General features: G+C 66.9%; 18 protein-coding genes. 15 read left to right on the forward strand and 3 right to left on the reverse strand.

Annotated elements, in window-relative coordinates; all coding sequences use genetic code 11:
• Positions 1–74: 74 nt before the first annotated feature.
• Positions 75–851, forward strand: coding sequence for a lytic transglycosylase domain-containing protein (locus tag ACSYS9_RS02275; protein WP_049461406.1), 777 nt, complete (start codon positions 75–77; stop codon positions 849–851).
• Positions 852–893: 42 nt separating this feature from the next.
• Here ACSYS9_RS02275 and ACSYS9_RS02280 read toward each other — a convergent pair whose 3' ends face one another.
• The gene (locus tag ACSYS9_RS02280; RefSeq protein WP_049461404.1) at positions 894–2,414 is read right to left on the reverse strand and encodes a tetratricopeptide repeat protein; all 1,521 of its coding nucleotides are present in this window, start codon (positions 2,412–2,414) and stop codon (positions 894–896) included.
• Between the two features lie 165 nt (positions 2,415–2,579).
• Between ACSYS9_RS02280 and ACSYS9_RS02285 the strand changes: the two genes are divergently transcribed.
• On the forward strand, positions 2,580–4,661 hold the full coding sequence (locus tag ACSYS9_RS02285) for a gluconolaconase (protein ID WP_049461402.1): 2,082 nt from the start codon (positions 2,580–2,582) through the stop codon (positions 4,659–4,661).
• Here ACSYS9_RS02285 and ACSYS9_RS02290 read toward each other — a convergent pair.
• Positions 4,639–5,046, reverse strand: coding sequence for a YciI family protein (locus ACSYS9_RS02290; protein ID WP_049461400.1), 408 nt, complete (start codon positions 5,044–5,046; stop codon positions 4,639–4,641). The genes ACSYS9_RS02285 and ACSYS9_RS02290 overlap by 23 nt on opposite strands.
• 716 nt (positions 5,047–5,762) lie before the next feature.
• Here ACSYS9_RS02290 and ACSYS9_RS02295 point away from each other — a divergent pair.
• The 13 genes from ACSYS9_RS02295 (at position 5,763) to ACSYS9_RS02355 (ending at position 18,431) form a co-directional block, all read left to right on the forward strand.
• Positions 5,763–6,176 (forward strand): YciI family protein, encoded by a 414-nt coding sequence (locus tag ACSYS9_RS02295; protein ID WP_049463533.1) that lies wholly within the window; start codon positions 5,763–5,765, stop codon positions 6,174–6,176.
• Between the two features lie 68 nt (positions 6,177–6,244).
• On the forward strand, positions 6,245–6,667 hold the full coding sequence (locus ACSYS9_RS02300) for a VOC family protein (RefSeq protein ID WP_012509913.1): 423 nt from the start codon (positions 6,245–6,247) through the stop codon (positions 6,665–6,667).
• Positions 6,668–6,701: 34 nt separating this feature from the next.
• On the forward strand, positions 6,702–7,112 hold the full coding sequence (locus tag ACSYS9_RS02305) for a VOC family protein (protein WP_032128772.1): 411 nt from the start codon (positions 6,702–6,704) through the stop codon (positions 7,110–7,112).
• A 23-nt stretch (positions 7,113–7,135) separates the two neighbouring features.
• Positions 7,136–7,492, forward strand: coding sequence for a DUF1428 domain-containing protein (locus ACSYS9_RS02310; protein ID WP_049463532.1), 357 nt, complete (start codon positions 7,136–7,138; stop codon positions 7,490–7,492).
• A gap of 45 nt (positions 7,493–7,537) precedes the next feature.
• The gene (locus ACSYS9_RS02315) at positions 7,538–8,800 is read left to right on the forward strand and encodes an RNA polymerase sigma factor (RefSeq protein WP_032128770.1); all 1,263 of its coding nucleotides are present in this window, start codon (positions 7,538–7,540) and stop codon (positions 8,798–8,800) included.
• Between the two features lie 107 nt (positions 8,801–8,907).
• On the forward strand, positions 8,908–10,104 hold the full coding sequence (locus ACSYS9_RS02320; RefSeq protein ID WP_049463531.1) for a hypothetical protein: 1,197 nt from the start codon (positions 8,908–8,910) through the stop codon (positions 10,102–10,104).
• A complete protein-coding gene (locus tag ACSYS9_RS02325) occupies positions 10,095–11,195 on the forward strand; it encodes a hypothetical protein (RefSeq protein ID WP_032128768.1) in 1,101 nt (366 codons plus the stop codon). The genes ACSYS9_RS02320 and ACSYS9_RS02325 overlap by 10 nt, the downstream gene beginning before the upstream one ends.
• Positions 11,196–11,294: 99 nt before the next feature.
• Positions 11,295–11,972, forward strand: a complete 678-nt coding sequence (locus tag ACSYS9_RS02330; protein ID WP_049398327.1) for a hypothetical protein — start codon at positions 11,295–11,297, stop codon at positions 11,970–11,972.
• A gap of 16 nt (positions 11,973–11,988) precedes the next feature.
• Entirely contained in the window at positions 11,989–13,635 is a 1,647-nt protein-coding gene (locus tag ACSYS9_RS02335) for a CsgG/HfaB family protein (protein ID WP_049463530.1), read from the forward strand.
• A gap of 551 nt (positions 13,636–14,186) precedes the next feature.
• Entirely contained in the window at positions 14,187–15,836 is a 1,650-nt protein-coding gene (locus tag ACSYS9_RS02340; RefSeq protein WP_049460669.1) for a M28 family metallopeptidase, read from the forward strand.
• Positions 15,837–16,048: 212 nt separating this feature from the next.
• Entirely contained in the window at positions 16,049–17,308 is a 1,260-nt protein-coding gene (locus tag ACSYS9_RS02345; RefSeq protein WP_010484138.1) for a sensor histidine kinase, read from the forward strand.
• Positions 17,298–18,068, forward strand: coding sequence for a LytR/AlgR family response regulator transcription factor (locus ACSYS9_RS02350; protein ID WP_032128763.1), 771 nt, complete (start codon positions 17,298–17,300; stop codon positions 18,066–18,068). The genes ACSYS9_RS02345 and ACSYS9_RS02350 overlap by 11 nt, the downstream gene beginning before the upstream one ends.
• A gap of 18 nt (positions 18,069–18,086) precedes the next feature.
• A complete protein-coding gene (locus ACSYS9_RS02355; protein WP_032128762.1) occupies positions 18,087–18,431 on the forward strand; it encodes a hypothetical protein in 345 nt (114 codons plus the stop codon).
• A 39-nt stretch (positions 18,432–18,470) separates the two neighbouring features.
• Here the strand turns inward: ACSYS9_RS02355 and ACSYS9_RS02360 are convergent, their stop codons facing one another.
• Positions 18,471–19,085 (reverse strand): hypothetical protein, encoded by a 615-nt coding sequence (locus ACSYS9_RS02360; protein ID WP_032128761.1) that lies wholly within the window; start codon positions 19,083–19,085, stop codon positions 18,471–18,473.
• Positions 19,086–19,249 lie beyond the last annotated feature (164 nt).

Genomic DNA, 19,249 nt, shown 5'->3' on the forward strand with positions numbered 1-19,249 from the left:
ACGGGTGCAGGGCGCAGCCCTGCCGACCCCCATTCACCCAGCATTAGCGGGCGCGGCCGGATGATCCGGCCGCCATGTTCCGTCGCCCTCTCCTGCTTGCGCTGTTGCTGCTGCCCAGCCTGTGGCCCGGGCTGGCCGCCGCGCGCACCGTCTACCGCTGCGTGCAGGGCAACACCGTCAGCCTGGCCACCGCGCCGGAACCCGGTTCACGCTGCACCCCGAAGGAAATCGACGACAACGCCATCCAGACCCCGAATCTGTGGGGCAACATGGGCGTGTTCAGCGGCGTGCTGTACGAGCGCGAGCAGGATGGCGCGCTGGTCTACTCCACCCGCAACCTGCCCGGCTCGCGGGTGTTCCTGAAGTTCACCATGGCCACGCCGGCGGGTGAACCTGCCCACGAAGGCCTGGGCAAGGTGGGCAAGCCGCAGCTGGCGCAGCATGCCAAACAGTTCAAGGCCGCCGCCAAGGCCACCGGCGTGGATGACGCGTGGCTGCGCGCGATCGCCCATGCCGAAAGCAACTTCGATGCACTGGCGGTGTCCAGCAAGGGCGCACAGGGCGTGATGCAGTTGATGCCGGACACCGCGCAGGAGTACGGGGTGAATGATCCGTTCTCGCCGCAGCAGTCGATCGATGGCGGCGCCCGCTACATGCGCGCGTTGCTGCGTCGCTACAACGGTGATCGGCCGCTGGCAGCGGCCGCCTACAACGCCGGCATCGGCGCGGTCACCCGCTACAAGGGCGTGCCGCCCTATGCCGAAACCCTGGCCTACGTGGACAAGGTGATGGCCCTGTACGCACGCTACCGCGAGGCGATGGGCATCCGTACCGAGGTGCCGGCGCGCTAGGCGGGTGGTGCTGCACGCACGTGGTTCTACATGGGAGCTTGCTCAGCGCGAGGTGGAGGTGCTGACCAGTTCGTAGCGTTCGATGCGGCCCAGGCGGGCAACCTCGGCCTGCACGTCGGCGCGCTGCTTCAGCGCACGCCAGGCCGCATCGATCTTCACGTCACCGGGCAGCGACGGATAGGTGCGCATGTCCTGCAGGCTGGCCAGCGTTTCACCGCGTTCAACGGGTGAGCGCAACTGTTCGATCAGCACGGCAGCTGCGCCGTCGAGATTGCCCTCGTCCAGCAGCATTTCGCGCTGGAACAGGCGCGCGTCATCGCCCTGGGCCAGGATCGCTGCACGCGCGGCCTGTTCGGCCTTGGCATCGCCACGTTCACGGGCGGCAACGAACTGCAGCAGTGCCTGGGCCGCCTTGCCGTAACCGGCCAGGCCCGGTATGTCATTCACTGCCGTGGCGGCATCCTGCATGCGGCCCAGCGAACTGAACACGAAGCCGACGTTGAACTGGTGCTCGGCACCATCGGGGCCCAGTGCACCGATGCGTGCGGCCAGCTTGGCTGCCGCCAGCGCATCCTCGTTGCGACCCAGCCGGCGCAGCGCCGTAAGCCGGCTGTTGAGCAGCCATGCCACCCATTCGGCTTCCGCTGCCGAAGGCGCCTCGCCTTCGGCGGCCGCAGCGGCCATGCCATCGGTCAGCGCCAGCACTTCCTCGTTGCGGTCCAGCATCAGCAGCGTGCTGCTGAACTCGGCCATGCGCGCGTCCAGCGCCCGGTCGAGCAGGCCGGAAACCCGCAGTTCGTCGAGGTGCTTCTGTGCAGCCTGCACGGGATCAAAGCGCGGGTTGGCGCGGTCGACATAGGGATCGAAGCGCTTGTCACTGCGCAGCCGGATGATTTCGGCGGGCGCGGAGATGCGGGCCAGGGTCGCGGGGATGGCCTCGCCACGGCCGTTGTCGGCCTGCAGCGTGGCCAGTGCCAGCCACAGTCCGGTGGGTTCCAGGCCGCCGCTCTTCCAGCCGTTGTCGAACAGTGCCTGCAGCAGTTCCATGCGCTGCTGCGGCTGGTCCCGCAGGCGGAACTGCAGGTAGTTGATCGCGTGGTGGTCCACCGGCAACGGCGCTTCGGCATGCTTCAGCGCCTGCACCAGGTGCTTGGTGGCAGGCGCCGGTTGGTTCTCGGACAGTTCCACCGAGACCAGGGTCAGCAGGATCTGCGCATCGTCCGGCAGTGCCTCCTGCGCGCGCTGCAGATAGCGGCGAGCCTGGTCCGGCTTCTTCTGCACCATCGCGGTCCAGCCGGCCACCTGCGCGGCGCGGCCGCGATGTTCAGCATCGAAGTCATCCAGCATCGGATCTTCCATCAGCCGTTCCATCGCGATCAGTGCGCCCAGCGTGTTGCCACTGCGTGACTGCTGGATCGCCTCATCCCATCGCGTGGCATAGGCCTGGTGCATCGCATCGGCGGTGACTGACGGCTTCTGTGGTGCCACCGAGATCGAGGCGGAGGCCGGCGTGCTGGCCAGTGCGGCCACCAGCAGGGCGGCGAGGGGGAAGATGCGGGGCATGGAGGATCTCCATCCGTGGGAAGAGCATTGAACCCGCTGTAGCCAGGGAGAACAAGCGCAACGCATGGAACTCTGGTATCCGGCAGTACGTTTGGCCGTGGCGGATCCTGCGTTCAGCGTCTATTGTCAGTGCCTCTTCAGACAGCAGGCAGGCAGCACAGCACGATGGCACGGTGGCAATGGATGGCGGCAGGCGTAGCGTTGGCGACCGTAGTGGCACTGGCCGCGACCTGGTGGGAGACGCCGCTGCATACGCCGGCTGAACCGGCAGGCCCGGTTCCAACGCCGCTGGCGTGGACCGCGCAGATCGAGCCGCTGGCCGGCGATGGCCACCCGGGTGACCGCGATGGCGCGTCCGCGCAGGCGCGTTTCGCCGATCCGTACGCGTTGCTGCGCAGTGCCGATGGCAGCGTCTATTTCACCGATGCCGGTGACAACAACCGGATCCGTCGCCGCCTTCCCGATGGCCGCGTTGAAACGGTGGCCGGGCAGGGCGAGGGGCGTATCGATGGCCCGGCACTGCAGGCCAGTTTCAATACGCCCTCGGGCATCGCCGCCGACGCGCAGGGCAACCTGTATGTGGCCGACACCGGCAACCACGCGATCCGCCGTATCGGCACCGATGGCCAGGTGACCACGCTGGCCGGTGGCGAACAGGGCTACGCCGATGGCCCTGCCGCGCAGGCGCGCTTCGATGCACCGATGGGCATCGCGGTGGACGCGCAGGGCCAGGTCTATGTGGCCGACACCTTCAACGACCGCATCAGGGTGATCGGTACCGACGGCAACGTGCGTACCCTGGCTGGCGGCGAGCGCCCGGGGCTGGCCGATGGCCTGGCGGGTGATGCACGCTTCGATACACCGGTGGCACTGGCCTTCGATGCGCACGGCGCGCTGCTGGTGGCCGACCTGTTCAACAACGCGGTGCGTCGGGTCGGTGCCGACGGCATGGTCAGCACGCTGCTGGGCGATGGCGGCGTGATCAATGGGCCGCTGTCGCTGGCCACCACGCACGACGGCGTGCTTTACGTGGGTGACCTTGATGGCCGCATCGTGCAGGTAACACCGCAGGGCCACCAGATCGCGCTGGTGGGCAACGGCCGCCTGCCACGCCTGGCCCGCCCCAGTGGGTTGGCGATGGATGCCGATGGCAGCGTGCTGGTCGCCGATTCCGCCAGCTATCGCCTGCACCGCCTGCGCCCGCTGCCGGTGGGTGACCTGCCGGCACCGGCGCTGGTCGGGCCCGCTGCCGATGCAGCGTTGCCGGACACCGGTGGGCGCTGGCCATTGGCACCCCAGGATGGCTGGCATGAAGTGGTCGGCACGCTGGGCGAGGTGCGCGGCAACTTCAAGGGCGAGAGCCGCCACCACCTGCACGGCGGTTTCGATGTGCGCGGCGATGTCGGCCAGACCGTGCTGGCGATCGCCGATGGCAAGATCAGCAGCCCGGTAGCGGCGTGGAGCCTGGGTGGGCAGGCGGAGGGCCTGGCCGTGGACCGTCTCAAGTACATCCACATGCGGGTCGGCCGCACCCCGCGCGACCAGCCGTTCGATGCGCGCTGGCAGGCGCTGTACGACGAACAGGGCAAGCTGGAGCGGATGCGCGTGCGTCGTGGCATGCGCATCCACGTCGGTGATCGCCTGGGCAGCATCAACAACCAGGCGCACGTGCATCTGGCGGTGGGTACCGGCGGTTTCGAAACCAACGCGGTGGCGCTGGGCTTCCACAACTACGCCGACCACTTCGCACCGCGCATCACCGATGTGGCCCTGCTGGACGACAACGACCAGCCGATGACCGCAGGCAGCGACGGCGTGGTGATGGTGGCGCGGCAGGGACGTGGCGTGCAGATCGTGGTCGAGGCCTGGGACCAGGTCGACAACAACCTGCCGCGGCGCCGGCTGGGCATGTACCAGGTGGGTTACCAGATCCTCGATGCCGGCGGACAGCCGCTGCAGGGCTACGAACAGCCACGCTGGAACATCGTGTTCAACCGCATGCCGCCGCAGAACGAAGCGGTGCGCGTGGCCTACGCGCCGGACAGCGGCATCACCGTGCATGGCAGCGCGGTGACCCGTTTCCGCTACCTGGCCACCAACACCGTGCGTGACGGCCTGATGGAAACCGGGCGCTGGCAGCCGGCGGCATTGCCACCGGGCGAGTACACCGTGCGCGCCAGCGTGCGCGACTACAGCGGCAACGAAGGCGTGGGTCCGCGCGAGATCAGGGTACGGCTGCTGCCATAGCCGCAGCCGGGGCGCCGCAGCGTTCGCGCTCGGCGTCCATGTCTTCCAGCGGCCGCACCTCGATGCTGCCGAAGCGTGCCCACGGGAAATCGCGGGCGATGCGCATGGCTTCGTCGCGGTCGCGGGCGACGATCAGGTTGAAGCCGGCCAGCAGTTCGCGGGTTTCCGCGAACGGGCCATCCAATACACGGCTGTGGCCATCACGCACGCGCAGGGTCTGCGCGGTGTCAACCGGCTGCAGCTTCTGCGCGGCCAGCAGCGTGCCTTCCGCCTGCAGTCTGTCGGCGTGGGCGAGGCAGTCGCGCATCAGCGCGTTGAATTCTTCGGTGGGCAGGGCCTGCAGCAGGGCAGGCTCGATGTAGATCAGAAGCAGGTACTGCTGCATGGGACGGTCCTGGCGGGGGCGAGGTGTCCATGATGGCGCAGGTTTGCCTGCCAGCATGCTGCAGCGCGAAAAGCCGCCTGCGGCGGGCGATCGGCGAACGGCGGAGCCCCTCCGTGGTGGGGTGGGTTGGTTGCTGAAAGCTCGGGTTCTTGGATTTGGCCGGGTGGGGAGGCAGGGCAGGGGGCGCTGCAAGTACGTCCATGTAAGCTCGGTCGCCGCATCCATGCGGCTCACGCCCCTGCCCTGCCTCCCCACCCGGCCTTGGACAGATCTCTGCGGCTGACCCACCACGGGAGATCAACAACAAGAGCAAAAGCGGGTCGCTCCGCTCGCAAAGCCGAGGTCGCCAGCCACCCGCTGTTGCTGTTGCTTCTGCCTTTTTTCTTGATCTTCCCGTGGTGGTTCGGCCACCGGAATCTGTCTGGGGCCGGGCGGGTGGGGTTGGCGGGGTATCCGCGGCATGGATGCCGCGGCTAAGCCCCCATGGACGGGTTTACGGCGTCCCCGCCAATCCCACCCGCCCGGCCCACCCACAGGAAACCAGCTTTCAGCGACCAGCCCACCCCACCACGGAGGGGCTCCGCCGTTCGCCGACGCCCGCCGAAGGCGCGCTTTCCACGGAAGAAATAATTTTCAAAAGACGTGTCGATTCCCAGCCCCCTGGTTCGTTGTACCCAGTGAAGGGCACGCACCACGCGTCCCCACGGGAGACCGCAATGAAAGTGATGGTGATCGTGAAGGCCAACGCCGACTCCGAAGCCGGCCGCATGCCCAGTGAACAGGAACTGTCCGAAATGGGCGCCTTCAACGAACAACTCGTGGCCGCCGGCATCATGCTGGCCGGTGAAGGCCTGCATGCCACCCAGCGCGGACGTCGCATTCATTTCGGCAGTGGCGCGCCCAAGGTCGAGGCCGGTCCGTTTGGCCCTGCGGGCGAGCAGATCGCCGGCTTCTGGCTGTGGGACGTGCGCTCGCTGGACGAGGCCGTTGAATGGGCCAGCCGCGCGCCGTTCAACAGTGGTGGCACGCTGGAGCTGCGCCCGCTGATCTCCGCCGAAGACTTCGGTGAAGCCTTCACCTCCGAATTACAGCAGCAGGAACAGCGTCTGCGTGCACAGCTGGAAGGTTGACCCGATTCATTTCCCCCGCCGGGCATGGCCCGGCGCTACCCCCCTGAAACCCACGACGGAGTATTGCCATGAAACTGATTCCTTTCCTCGGCTTCAGCGGCCAGGCCCATGAGGCGATGGCGTTCTACGCCAAGGCACTCGGTGGCCAGGTCACCTCGGAAATGAAATACCGCGACATGCCGCCCTCCGATGGCTCGCCGGGCTGCAACGAGATGCCGCCGGAAACCCTGGACCACGTCGCGCACAGCCAGCTGGAAATCGGTAGCGCCATCGTGATGGCGGCCGACGGTCCCGGCGGTGGCGAGGGTGGCTCGACCACCATCAATGTCGACGTCGACAGCATCGAAGAAGCCGAACGCGTGTTCGCCGCGCTGGCCGACGGTGGCCAGGTGCAGATGCCGATCGCCGAAACGTTCTGGGCGCACCGCTGGGGCATGTTGATCGACCGCTACGGCAAGCCGTGGATGGTCAACTGCATGAAGCAGCCCTGATCCCTCTTCTTTTCATCCACAAGGAGCTTCACCGATGAATGCACCGCAACCGCAGATGATCTTCGTCAATCTTCCGGTGAAGGACCTGGAGAAATCCAAGGCCTTCTTCACCGCGCTGGGCTACAGCTTCAATCCAACTTACACCAACGATGACGCGGCAGGCATGGTCATCAGCGAGAGCATCTACGTGATGCTGCTGACCCAACCTTTTTTCCAGCAGTTCACCAACAAGCCGATTGCCGATGCGCACACCCACACGGAAGTGATCAACGCACTCTCGGCACCCAGTCGCAAGGCAGTTGACGAGTTGGTGGACAAGGCACTGGCCGCCGGCGGCAGCGAACCGCAGCCGGCGCGCGACCTGGGCTTCATGTACCAGCGCGGCTTCCAGGATCTGGATGGCCATCTCTGGGAAATCGCACACATGGACGGCGAACCGGGCTGACGGCCGCCGCAGGGAGAATCCTCATGGCTTACGTGGATGCTTACGTGCTGCCGTGCCCCCAGGACAAGGTGGCGGCCTACCGCCGCCTTGCCCGCAAGGCCGGTGCGGTGTGGAAGGACCATGGCGCGCTGCAGTACATGGAATGCGTGGCCGACGATGTGGAACCGGGAAAGAGCACGTCGTTTCCGCGTGCGGTCAAGGCCAAACCTGGCGAAACGGTGATCGTCGCCTTCGTGGTGTTCCGTTCGCGCGCGGCGCGCGACCGTATCAACGCGAAAGTGATGGTGGACCCGCGGTTGGCGTCGCTGGGCCCGAAGGACATGCCGTTCGACACCAAACGCATGTTCTGGGGCGGCTTCAAGCCGATTGTTGAAGCGTGAGCTGCGGCGCTTGTGCGGGCCGGGCGTGCGTGCTGTGATCGGCGCATGCTCGAGCCCGCACTGACGCAGCGTCTGGAAACCCTCTGGCGGATGGAGTCGCCGGTGTTGATCGCGCGCCTGGCGCGGCTGCTCGGGGGCGATGTCGGCCGCGCCGAGGAGCTGGCCCAGGACACCTGGCTGGCCGCGCTGGAGCGCTGGCCGGAGCAGGGCATCCCGGACAACCCCGGAGCCTGGCTGATGACCACTGCGCGCAACCGTGCCATTGATGTACTGCGCCAGCACCAGCGGGTGGCGCAGCAGCATGCGCAGTGGGGCGAGGAACTGCATCCGGCGCCGCTGCCGGCGCCCGACGACAGTCAAGCGCTGGAAGATGATCTGGGTGACGACCTGCTGCGGCTGATGTTCGTGGCCTGCCATCCGGTGCTGCCGGCCGATGCACGGGTGGCATTGACCCTGCGCCTGCTCGGTGGCCTGACCACTGTCGAGATCGCGCGCGCGTTCCTGCAGCCCGAGCCGACCATCGCCCAGCGCATCGTGCGCGCCAAGCGCACCTTGGCGCAGAAGCAGGTGCCCTACGAGGTCCCGCGTGCTGACGCGATGCCCGAGCGGCTCACTTCGGTGCTGGAGGCGATCTACCTGGTGTTCAACGAAGGCTATGCGGCCAGTGCCGGTGATGACTGGATGCGTCCGGCGCTGTGCGAGGAGGCATTGCGGCTCGCGCGCATCCTGGCGCACCGGCTGCCGGTGCCGCCGGTGCTGGGCCTGCTGGCGCTGATGGAGCTGCAGGCCTCGCGTGCCGCGGCACGGACCGATGCGCAGGGCGTGCCGGTACTGCTGGACCAGCAGAACCGCGCGCGCTGGGACTGGCTGCAGATTGAACGCGGGCAGCAGGTGCTGGCGCGCGCGCTGGCCGCCGGTGGCGCTGATGATCCCTATGTACTGCAGGCGCGTATCGCAGCGTGCCATGCAGCGGCGCGCCGCCCCGAGGATACCGACTGGCCGCGCATCGCAGCGCTCTATACGCAGCTGCTGCAGGTGCAGCCCTCGCCGGTTGTTGCATTGAACCGGGTCGTGGCGGTGCTGCGCAGTGACGGTGCCTTCGCGGCGTGGGCGCAGCTGCAGCCGTTGCTGGTGGACGCGCGACTGCGCGAGTACGCGCCGCTGCAGGTGGTGCGCGGGGAGTTACTACAGGCGCTGGGGCGCGACCTGGACGCACGTCACGCTTTTGCGGAAGCCGCCAGACTCAGCCAGAACCAGGCAGAGCGGGGCCTGCTGCGGCAACGGGCCGGCCTGCCTCCCACGGAGTGACCTCGACGAAGGCAGCACTTGTCGGCGGGCCCGCGAGCCGTTATGTTTCGCGCCCAGCGGACGCGTCAGCGTCCACTTTCCATGCGTATTGACCGAGGAGCGGTTGGATGTATTCAAGGACGAAGAGCGCATCGCGCGCTTTTGCGCGCCTGCTTGCCTGTGCCCTGTGCCTGGCCGTATGGCCGATGGCCGTGCAGGCGGCAGACAAATCACAGCAGGCCTATTGGGCCGGTTTTGCCTATACCGCTGATGCCGCTGCCGTGCAGGCGACCACGCCGCATGCGCACGCCGTGCTGGAAAAGCGTGGCTTGATCCCGCTCAACCAGACCCTGGGGCAGGGGCTCAAGCGTCGCCCGCCGGCCAATCTGGAACTGATCGACCAGCCGGTGGCGATGCTCGACGGCACCACCAGTGCGACAGTGCTGGCCGCGGCACTGGACCGCGAACTGGTCTCGGTCGAGCCGATCGGCGACCAGTACAAGGTGCTGGTGGAAGTGGCGCTGCAGGCGCTGTTCTTCGATTTCCGCGAGCGCCAGGTGATCGCGTCCTATCCGCTCACCCTGCAGCGCATCGATGTGCAGGATTACCGCCCCGACAACGACGATATCGATGCGATCGTCGCCGATCTGCTGTACGGCAACGCTGCGACCAGCCTGTCGCAGGTACTGGCCGCCAGCCTCGCCCAGGCCAAGCTGCCCGATGCCGCCGTGCGTCGCCTGCAGGTCGGTGGCGTAACCCTGTCCGACGCGGTCCGCGCCAAGCTGCCCGACCCGAAGTGGGAAGCCCCGCTGCGCGCCACGCTGGCCCATGAGCTGTCCAAGACGCTGTCGTCCAATACCGGCGTCGGCCTGCTGCCGCCGGCCTCGGGCCAGGCGATCGGTGGTGCGATGGCGGCGCGCTTTGCCGACGGCAAGGTCTACCAGCTGAAGATTCCCGAGCCGGACTACGTCATCAACCTGCAGGTGGATGCGCTGAAGAACGGCGTGATCGAAGAAACGCCGGCGATGAAGACGATGCTGTTCGGCGCGTTCTTCACCGCCAAGGTGACCGAGCCGTTCTCCGGCAAGGTCTATTTCGAACAGCCGCTGCGCAAGGGTGCCACCAAGGTGGTGCCGGTCACGCAGTGGCAGGTCGACCAGTGGTCGGCCAGCTACGAAACCCTGCTGGCCGGCTTCGACGCCTTCGCCGGCGCCGCCGCCAAGCGCGCCGATTCGCGCGGCTGGCTGGACGAACAGAAGCCGGGCGGCCGCCCGTTGCAGCAGCAGACCCAAGCCCTCCAGGAGTTGATCAAGTCATGTCGTTGATGCGTACCATCCTGCTCATCCTCATCGCCCTGGTGGTGGCCTCCCCGGTCGCTGCACAGACCGCCAGTTCACGCGGTACCGGTTCGGCCAGCTACGGCCTGCGCCTGAGTGCCGACACCCGCGCCCAGGCCCTGAACAAGGCCAAGGTCAATGCACTGGAGGCGTACATCGCCGAAACCGGTGCGGCCAAGCTGCGCCTGTTCGAAGCACGTCGCTCCGAGTTCATCGGCGAGATCGACCGCTACGTGCTCAGCGCCGTGCAGCTGTCGGACATTGAAGACAAGAAGGCCAAGACCTACACCGTCACCGTCCGCGCCGAGATCAACACCACACTGCTGCAGACCAAGCTGGATGCCGGCTCGGCCGTGGCCGGTGCCACCGCCGCGCAGCGCTCGCTGCTGACCTTCCTGTTCATGGCGCGCTCGCAGGACACCGTGCAGTCGTTCCAGGACAAGGAATACCGTCGCGTCGACGCCAGCAGCAGCTACAGCGAGAACACCCGTGAAGGCGACAGCTTCCGCGGCAACTCGGTCAGCACCAACGGCAGCATCAACCAGAATGGTTCGATGTCGGTCACCAGCGGTGGCAGCACCACCCAGCGCAGCGACAACATCAGCTGGAAGGTGGCCAACGCCGCCGAAGTGAACACCGCGATGACCGGCGCCTTCAGCGCCGCCGGCTACGAAGTGGTTGAAGCCGAATACGTGGAAGGCGAGTCGCGCGGTCTGCTCAGCATCGAGCGTATCCGCAAGGACTTCAGCACCGGCAACGACCTGGCCCCGGCCACCCTGCGTGATACCGCCAACGGCATCCGTGCGGCCAACATCCCGTACATCGCCGTCGGCACCCTCGACGTCGGCATGCGCGACCGCGACCCGGCCAGCGGCAACACCCGCGTGTTCGTCACGGTCACCGGCAAGGTGCTGGACGTGACCGGTCGCTTCCCGCGCACCGTGTCGTCGGTGGGCCCGGTGCAGTTCTCCGGTACCGGCCCGAACGAAACCGTCGCCCGTACCAACGCGCTGCAGCTGGCGGCTGAAAAGGCTGCCCAGCAGATGATCAACGAACTGAACGTCAAGGCAGTTCGTTGATCCGCCACCCCGGTGGGTGCCGAGCTCGCTCGGCATCGCCCGGGGTTACCGATTTCCCACGTGCCGCTTCGCGGCCGTCTCTCCCAAAAGGACACTCACATGATCCGCAATACCGCTCTTGTCGTGGCCATCGCGGCCGCCACCCTGTCGATGCCGGCCCACGCTGGCCTGGGCAAGCTGAAGGACCTGGCTGGCGCCGCTACCGGCACCTCCAGCAGCAGCGCCTCCAGCGCCGCCGCTCCGGACGAAGCCGCGCAGGAAGCGCTGGTGCGTCGTTTCGTCAGCTCGCAGTCGCACTCGCTGCAGGCCCAGACCTCGTTTGCCCGCGCCTTCGGCCTGGCCGAGCAGGTGCAGCTGCTGGAAGCCGAGCGCCAGGCGCTGTCGTCGGGTTCGGTCAGCGTCGATGCGATGAAGAAGTCGGTGTCGGTCAGTGAAGCTGCGCAGGCGGCGATCAACGAGCGCCAGGCCGCACAGCCGGAACTGAACGCTGAATCCAAGCAGCACTACGCCGAAGGCCTGGTCTCGCTGCTGTCCTCGGCGGCCGAAGCACAGAAGCTGGGCGGCGAAGCCAGCAACTTCACCGCCGGCATGAAGAACCTGGGCGCGACCCAGCTGGCCACCGTCGGCCGCAAGCTGGCAGCAGGTGCATGGGTGGCCAAGGAATCGCCGGGCTTCATCCAGGGCCTGTACGGTTCGACCAAGTCGGCCGTGACCTTCGCCAAGAAGAGCAAGGTGAAGGTGCCGTCCAACGCCGATTCGATGCTCGACACGCTCTGATCCGAGGCGAATCTCCATGCGTATGACCTACCGTTTGATCGGCCTGGGCCTGGCTGCCACGCTGCTTGCAGCCTGTGGCAAGCAGGACACCCCGGCCGCCGCGCCCGCCAAGGACAAGGCAACCAGTGCACTGGCCAGCAATGCGCCAGTGGAAGCAGCGCCCCTGCGTGGCACGCCGGATTTCGGCGGCATCACCCAGGTCGCGCGCGAAGCCGACGGCATTGGCAGCACCCCGGAACTGGCGGTGCTGGCGGCATTGCAGTCGGCGGTGGCGCAGGTCAACGGCGTACGCGTGGCCAGTCAGATGCAGAGCCTGCGTGCAGGCCTGCATGTGGATGTGGATGACGAACACGTCGGCGATATCCGCGCCGACGCGTTCACCCAGCAGATGATCGCCGGCTCGCAGGGCGCGGTGCTGGGCTATGAAATCCTGTCGCAGGATGAAGTGCGGCAGCTGGACGAGGAAACCATCGCCCGCGTGCGCGCCAGCGACGAAGGCTGGAGCTTCAAGGGCTCGGCGTCGGCCAGTGCCTCCGGCGAAGCATCGGCCAAGAGCGGTTCGGCCTCGGCCAGCGTCAGGGAAAGCTACGACGAGAAGGTCAACGTCGATGCCAAGCGTGGCGCCAGTTCGTTCGATTCCGACGTGACCCATCGCAGCATGCGCAGCTACTGGAAGGTGCGCGTGCGCGCACAGATTGCCCAGTACCGCGCGCCGGACGAGCAGGGCAAGCCGAAGATCGTGGTTGCCCTGCCGCGCACCAAGGCCGGCAGCTACGCCGTCGGAGACGGCCGCGTGGATGCCGATGAAGTGGCCGATGCGATCCGCGCACGGCTGTCCGACACGCTGACCCAGACCCAGCGCTTCATCGTGCTGGACCGCGAATTCGGCGACGAACTGCAGGCCGAGATCGATCACATCAACAGTGGCAACGTGCGCCTGCAGGACACCGCACGCGTGGGCCAGCAGCTGGCGACCGACCTGATCCTGATCCCGACCATCGAACGTTTCGAGTACCCGCGCAGCGTGCGCAACCTGCGCATGTCCGACCGCCAGGTGACCTCGTACTCCGGTGGCGGCCGCATTACCCTGCGCCTGATCAACGCCACCACCGGCCAGGTGGTGATGTCCGACAGCTTCGATCACCAGCTGGCCTCGACCGGCCCGAGCACCCTGCCGCGCGTGGTCAATGGCCGCAACATGGCCGCGGCGATGATGGAATCGCTGTCCGGCCAGATCGGCACCGCCATCGTCACCACGCTGTTCCCGGTGTCGGTGGTTTCGGTGGACGGAGACCAGGTGGTGCTGAGCCAGGGCGGTGACACCGTGCAGGCCGGCCAGCGCTGGCAGGCCGTGCGCCTGGGCGAAGAACTGAAGGACCCGCAGACCGGTCGCTCGCTGGGCCGCAGCGAACACCCGTGCTGCACCATCCGCATCGACCGCGTGGCTGCACAGACCTCGTACGGCACCATCGAAGACGGCGTCGACGCCATGCGCGGCGGCTTCCGTCCGGGCCAGATTGAATTGCGCCAGAAGCTGGGCAGCAAGCCGGCTGCTGCCGCTGCTGGCGCAACGGCCTCGGCTGCACCGGCTGCCGCCGCGCGCCCGGCGGCCAAGCCGAAGCCCAAGCCCGCTGCCGCCCCGGCCGAAGACCCGAACTGGTAACAGGCTCAAGCAACACACCGATGGGGTCAGAGACCGTTCCCGCTGGGAAAGGGAACTGACCCCTTCTTGTTTCCGTCCGTGTCGACCAAGGTCGACACCTACCAGCAGCGGTGTGTCGACCAAGGTCGACACCTACCAGCAGCGGTGTGTCGACCAAGGTCGACACCTACCAGCAGCGGTGTGTCGACCAAGGTCGACACCTACCAACAGCGGCGTGCCGACCAAGGTCGACACCTACCAACAGCGGCGTGTCGACCAAGGTCGACACCTACCAACAGCGGTGTGTCGACCAAGGTCGACACCCACCAACAGCAGCGGGAACCTGTCGAAGGCGGGGTGGGTCCGGTTGCGGGGGTGTAAGCGCCATGGATGGCGCGCCCAAGCCTCCAGGGACGGATTCACGGCGTCCCCCGCAACCGGACCTACCCCGCCTACCCTCAGGAACCCAGCTTTTGCTGTTGCTTCGGCCGTTGCCGTTGTTTCTGCGGGTGCAGGGCGCAGCCCTGCCGAACCCCTTACACTCCAGAAGGATTTCCCTGCTGGAGAGAGCAATGAAACGAGTAGTACTGGGCGTGCTGGCCCTTTCGGTGTCGAGCGCACTGATGGCGGCCACCCCGAAATTCGATGGCGTGCGGATCTCCGCCGACGTCAAGGAACTGGCCTCCGACGCCTACGAAGGCCGCTCCCCGGCCACCGCCGGCGAAGAGAAGACCATCGCCTTCCTCAGCAAGCAGTTCGCCGACGCCGGCCTGCAGCCGGGCGGCGACCTCAAGGACGGCAAGCGCCTGTGGACCCAGGCGGTGCCGCTGCGCAAGGGCGACATCGTCGGCGCACCGCAGCTGGCGCTGCACCAGGGCGGCAAGACCGTTGCGCTGGAACAGGGCAAGCAGATCGCCGTGCGCGCTGCCATGAACGGCGCCAGCAACGTCGACATCAGCAAGGCCCCGCTGGTGTTCCTCGGCTACGGCGTGAAGGCCCCGGAGCGCAACTGGGATGACTTCAAGGGCGTGGACCTGAAGGGCAAGATCGCCGTCGTGCTGATCAACGACCCGGACTTCGAGACCGGCCAGGGTGATTTCGACGGCAAGGGCATGACCTACTACGGCCGTTGGACCTACAAGTACGAAGAAGGCGCCCGCCAGGGGGCGCTGGGCGTGCTGATCGTGCACGAGACCGCACCGGCGTCGTACGGCTGGGCCACCGTGGCCGGTTCCAACACCAACACCATGTTCGACGTGGTGCGCGACAACCCGGCCGACAGCCACCCGCTGCTGGAAGGCTGGATCCAGCGCGACCTGGCCGTGGAGCTGTTCCGCTCGGCCGGGCAGGACTTCGAGGCGCTGAAGAAGAAGGCGCAGCAGCGCGACTTCACCCCGGTGCCGCTGACCGGCGCCAGCCTGGACGCGAAGTACGCGGTGAAGACCGAAGTGATCACCTCGCACAACGTGGCCGCACGCCTGGAGGGCAGCAGCCACCCGGACGAGACCATCGTCTACAGCGCGCACTGGGATCACATCGGCGTGGGCGAGCCCGACGCACGTGGCGACCGGATCTTCAATGGCGCTCTGGACAACGCCAGTGGCACCGCATCGCTGATCGAACTGGCCCGTGGCTTCGCCAAGGCCAAGCGCCCGCAGCGTTCGCTGCTGTTCCTGGCGGTCACCGCCGAGGAAAAGGGCCTGCTGGGTTCGGAGTACTACGCCACCCATCCGCTGTATCCGCTGGAAAAGACCGTGGCGGTGATCAACATGGATGGCATGGCGCCGTTCGGGCCGTCGCGTGATTTCGGCATCTACGGTGCCGCGCGCTTCGAGCTGCTGGACCAGCTGAAGGACGTGGCCAAGGGCTGGGATATCCGCTACACGCCGGACCCGAAGCCGGAAGCGGGCCTGTTCTTCCGCTCCGATCACTTCCCGTTCGCCAAGCGTGGCGTGCCGGCGCTGTCCTGGTCGGCCGGCCAGGACTGGGTGGACGGTGGCGTGGCCGCAGGCAAGAAGGCCTCCGAGGACTACACCGCCAAGCGCTACCACCAGCAGGGCGACGAGTGGCAGCCGGACTGGGTGTTCGCCGGTGCCGCCCGCGACCTGGAGGTGCTGTACACGCTGGGCAACCAGCTGGCCAACTCGCGCAGCTGGCCAAACTGGAGCAAGGACGAATCGTTCCGCGCCGTGCGTGACGCCAGCGCCGACCAGCGCAAGTAAGGGAATGCGCCGGGTTCGCCCGGCGCCTCCCGGGTAGTGCCGGCCGCTGGCCGGCAACCTTGTGATGCTTGTGGAGGTCATGGGGAGCCGGCCAGCGGCCGGCTCTACCAGAATGGCTTCCATCCCCGCTTTCCGGCCCTTCGTCGCAACCCGCTTGTTTGCCCGGCGGGCCGCCCTATGCTCGGCTCACCCCCTTCCTCCAAGGCGCCGCCGTGTTCGCCAGCCTCTCTCTCCTGCTTCGTCACCTGCTGGCCTGGGCTGCGGCGCTGTTCGTCGCCGGCATGGTCTGGAGCGGCATCTTCAGCGGCATGAACGATGGCCCCGGCTGGATCTTCGGCCTGCTGGCGATGTTTCTGATGATTTCCGCGCTGGGCAGCGCGATTACCCATGTACGCCGCGTCTGGCTGGTCGCCGGCCGGCTGGATTCGACCACGCTCTCCGGCCGCCAGCGCCGCCAGGTGGAACTGCCGATGGATGCCGGCCAGGCATTCTCGGTGGTGGAAGCGGCCATCGCTGAACTGCCGCGCGTTGAAGACGTGGAAAGTTCGGCCGGCAGCCTGCAGGTGCGGGCCTACGTGCGCCGCGTGGATGCCTGGAACGGCCGCCAGCCATCGCGCTGGAACCTGCCGGCACGGCTGGCGATCAAGCGCAACAGCGTGCTGGCGACGGTCACGCCGGGGCAGGGCACCAGTACCGTCACCCTGTTGTTTGAGCCGGATGCCGGCTGGTGGGCCGACCTGCTGGCACTGGATGAGGGCAGCAACTTCGAGAACGCCGAAGCGGTCACCCGCGCGATCAGCCGCCGTGTTGCCGACCAGCGTCGCGACGAGCAGGCCGCGGCCGAGCAGACCCAGGTGGAAAAGGAGCTGTCGGTGGCCCGGTTGAACCTGCTGCACGCGCAGGTGGAACCGCACTTCCTCTACAACACGCTGGCCAACGCGCAGGTGCTGACCCGCACCGACCCGGCACGTGCTGACCAGATGCTGGGCCACCTGATCCAGTACCTGCGCAGCTCGTTGCCACAGGTGGACGAATCGCTGTCCACGCTGGGCGTGGAGCTGGAGCGCACCCGTGCCTACCTGGAGATCCTGCGTATCCGCATGGGCGCACGGCTGGGGGTGGAGGTGCAGGTACCGAACGAACTGCACGGCGTGCAGCTGCCGGCGATGGCGCTGCAGACGCTGGTGGAGAACGCGATCAAGCATGGCCTGGAACCGAAGCCCGGCGGTGGCACGATCTGGATCCTGGCGCGTGGCTTCGATGACCATGTAACGGTGACGGTGGCCGACGATGGCCTCGGCTTCGGCCAGGGCACCAGCGGTACCGGCATCGGCCTGAAGAACCTGCGCGAGCGCCTGCGCCTGACCTGCGGCGAACAGGCCGGCGTGGCGATCGTCGCCAACTTCCCCAGCGGCGTGGCCGCGACCATGACCCTGCCGCAGTCGAGCAAGGAGCGCAGCCATGCCGCTTGAGGCGCTCATTGCCGAAGACGAGGAACTGCTGCGGCAGTCGCTGGTCGAGCAGCTGGGCCGGTTGTGGCCGGACCTGAAGCTGGTGGCCGAGTGCGAGGATGGCGCCAGTGCGCTGGAACAGCTGGCCGAGAAACAGCCGGACATCGCCTTCCTCGATATCCGCATGCCCGGCATCAGTGGCATTGAAGTGGCCCGTTCGCTGTCCGAACTGAGCCCGCGCACCCAGGTGGTGTTCGTTACCGCCTACGACCAGTACGCCATCGACGCGTTCGAGCAGGGTGCGATGGACTACCTGCTGAAGCCGGTCAGCGATGAGCGCCTGCTGGCCACGCGCGAACGCATCCTGTCGCGGCTGCCATCAACGCGCCAGGACGATGCCGTACTCGAACGCCTGCTTCAGCGCCTGGGGCCGTCGCAGAGGGCGGCAGAGCGCCCGCCCTTGGCCTGGATCACCGCCAGCAACGGCCGCGAGACGCAGCTGATCATGCTGGAAGACGTGGCCTATTTCCGTGCTGACAACAAGTACACCACCGTGATGACCGCGGCCGGTGAGAGCCTGCTGCGCACACCGTTGCGCGAGCTGCTGGAAGTGCTCGATCCGCAGCACTTCCGCCAGATCCATCGCTCGACCATCGTCAACATGAAGGCGGTGGCAGCGGTCAGCCGCGACGATACCGGGCGCGGGGTGCTGCGCCTGCGTGGGCGTACGGAGACGCTGGTGGTCAGCCAACCCTTCATGAGCCTGTTCCGCGGCATGTAGCCGCACCCTGGAGGCACCATGCGCCTGTTCCTGTTTGCCTGCGTTGCTGCGCTGTCGTTGGCCGGCTGCGAGAAGTCCAGCGAAACCTCGATCACCCGTACCAATGCCAACGGCGTGGACACGCTGTACAGCAAACGCACCGTGGTCGATGGCGAGGCGCGGTTCCAGTGCATCGCCAGCAGCAGTGGCCACTGCCACTACGTGGTGCTGGACCCTGCATGCAGCAGCGGGGCCGCGTGTGCCACGCCGCCGTTGCGTCGGTTCGCGGTGGCGGTGGGAAAGACCGAGGCGATGCGTGACCTGCCCAGGGGCTTCCACCAATGCGTCAGCCAGGACCCGATAGAACAATGCCACCGTGAGTGATCACGGTGGCATTGTGGGTCCCCCCGCTTCCCTGAAGGGTCAGTAGGCAGGTTGCAGTGTCAGGTCGTGGTGGTGCTCGTTCTCACCCACATGGTTCAGGCGGCCGACCAGTTCTGAGTGCTGCTTCATGCGCCCGATCTCGGTCATGATGCGGATGTCCTCATGGCGCAGCTCGCGCTTGGCGGTGACGGCCTGCTTGTAGTCCAGCACTTCCGGGTAGTGCTCGGCCAGGTCCAGTGCCTCGGCCACGTTCTCGACGCTGTCGGCCTTGGAGCTGATGCGGGCGCGGCTGTTGAAGGCCTTCATCCAACGCTCGAAACCGGCGGTGCGGTCGAACATGTTGGCCATGAACCAGATCACGAACAGGATCGAGATCCATGAGCCGAACACCACGACCACGCGGGTGAAGGTGATGTGGTAATCGTCGCGCCACAGGTAGTTGGTGATCAGCCCGAGGATCAGCAGCGAGGCCGCCTGCCAGCCGACGATCGAGGCGATCAGCCATTGGCACTTAGCCTGGGCCAGCACAGCCACTTCATCGCGGATCTGCTGCTCGCTGAGGCTGCGCCAGTGCGCGACCTGTTTTTCGAACGGGCTGCTGTAGAGCTCGTTGTCGCGAAGCAGTAGTCCCAAACCCTTGAACAAAGCAATCATGGCTGGCTCCTTGTGGAACGTGCGTCGATCAGCGTTGGACGGTGTGGCGGGTTCAGTTCTAGCACTTCCAGCGAGCCGTGCAATGGGCGCAATGCCTAGCGGCGTAAGGGTTTTGTCTGAATGGGTGAATGTTGTTGCACTGCAACATCATGGTCGCAGCCTGC

Origin of the sequence: Stenotrophomonas sp. STK17_22 (genome assembly GCF_051983905.1) — a bacterium.
Taxonomy (GTDB): Bacteria; Pseudomonadota; Gammaproteobacteria; order Xanthomonadales; family Xanthomonadaceae; genus Stenotrophomonas; species Stenotrophomonas maltophilia_A.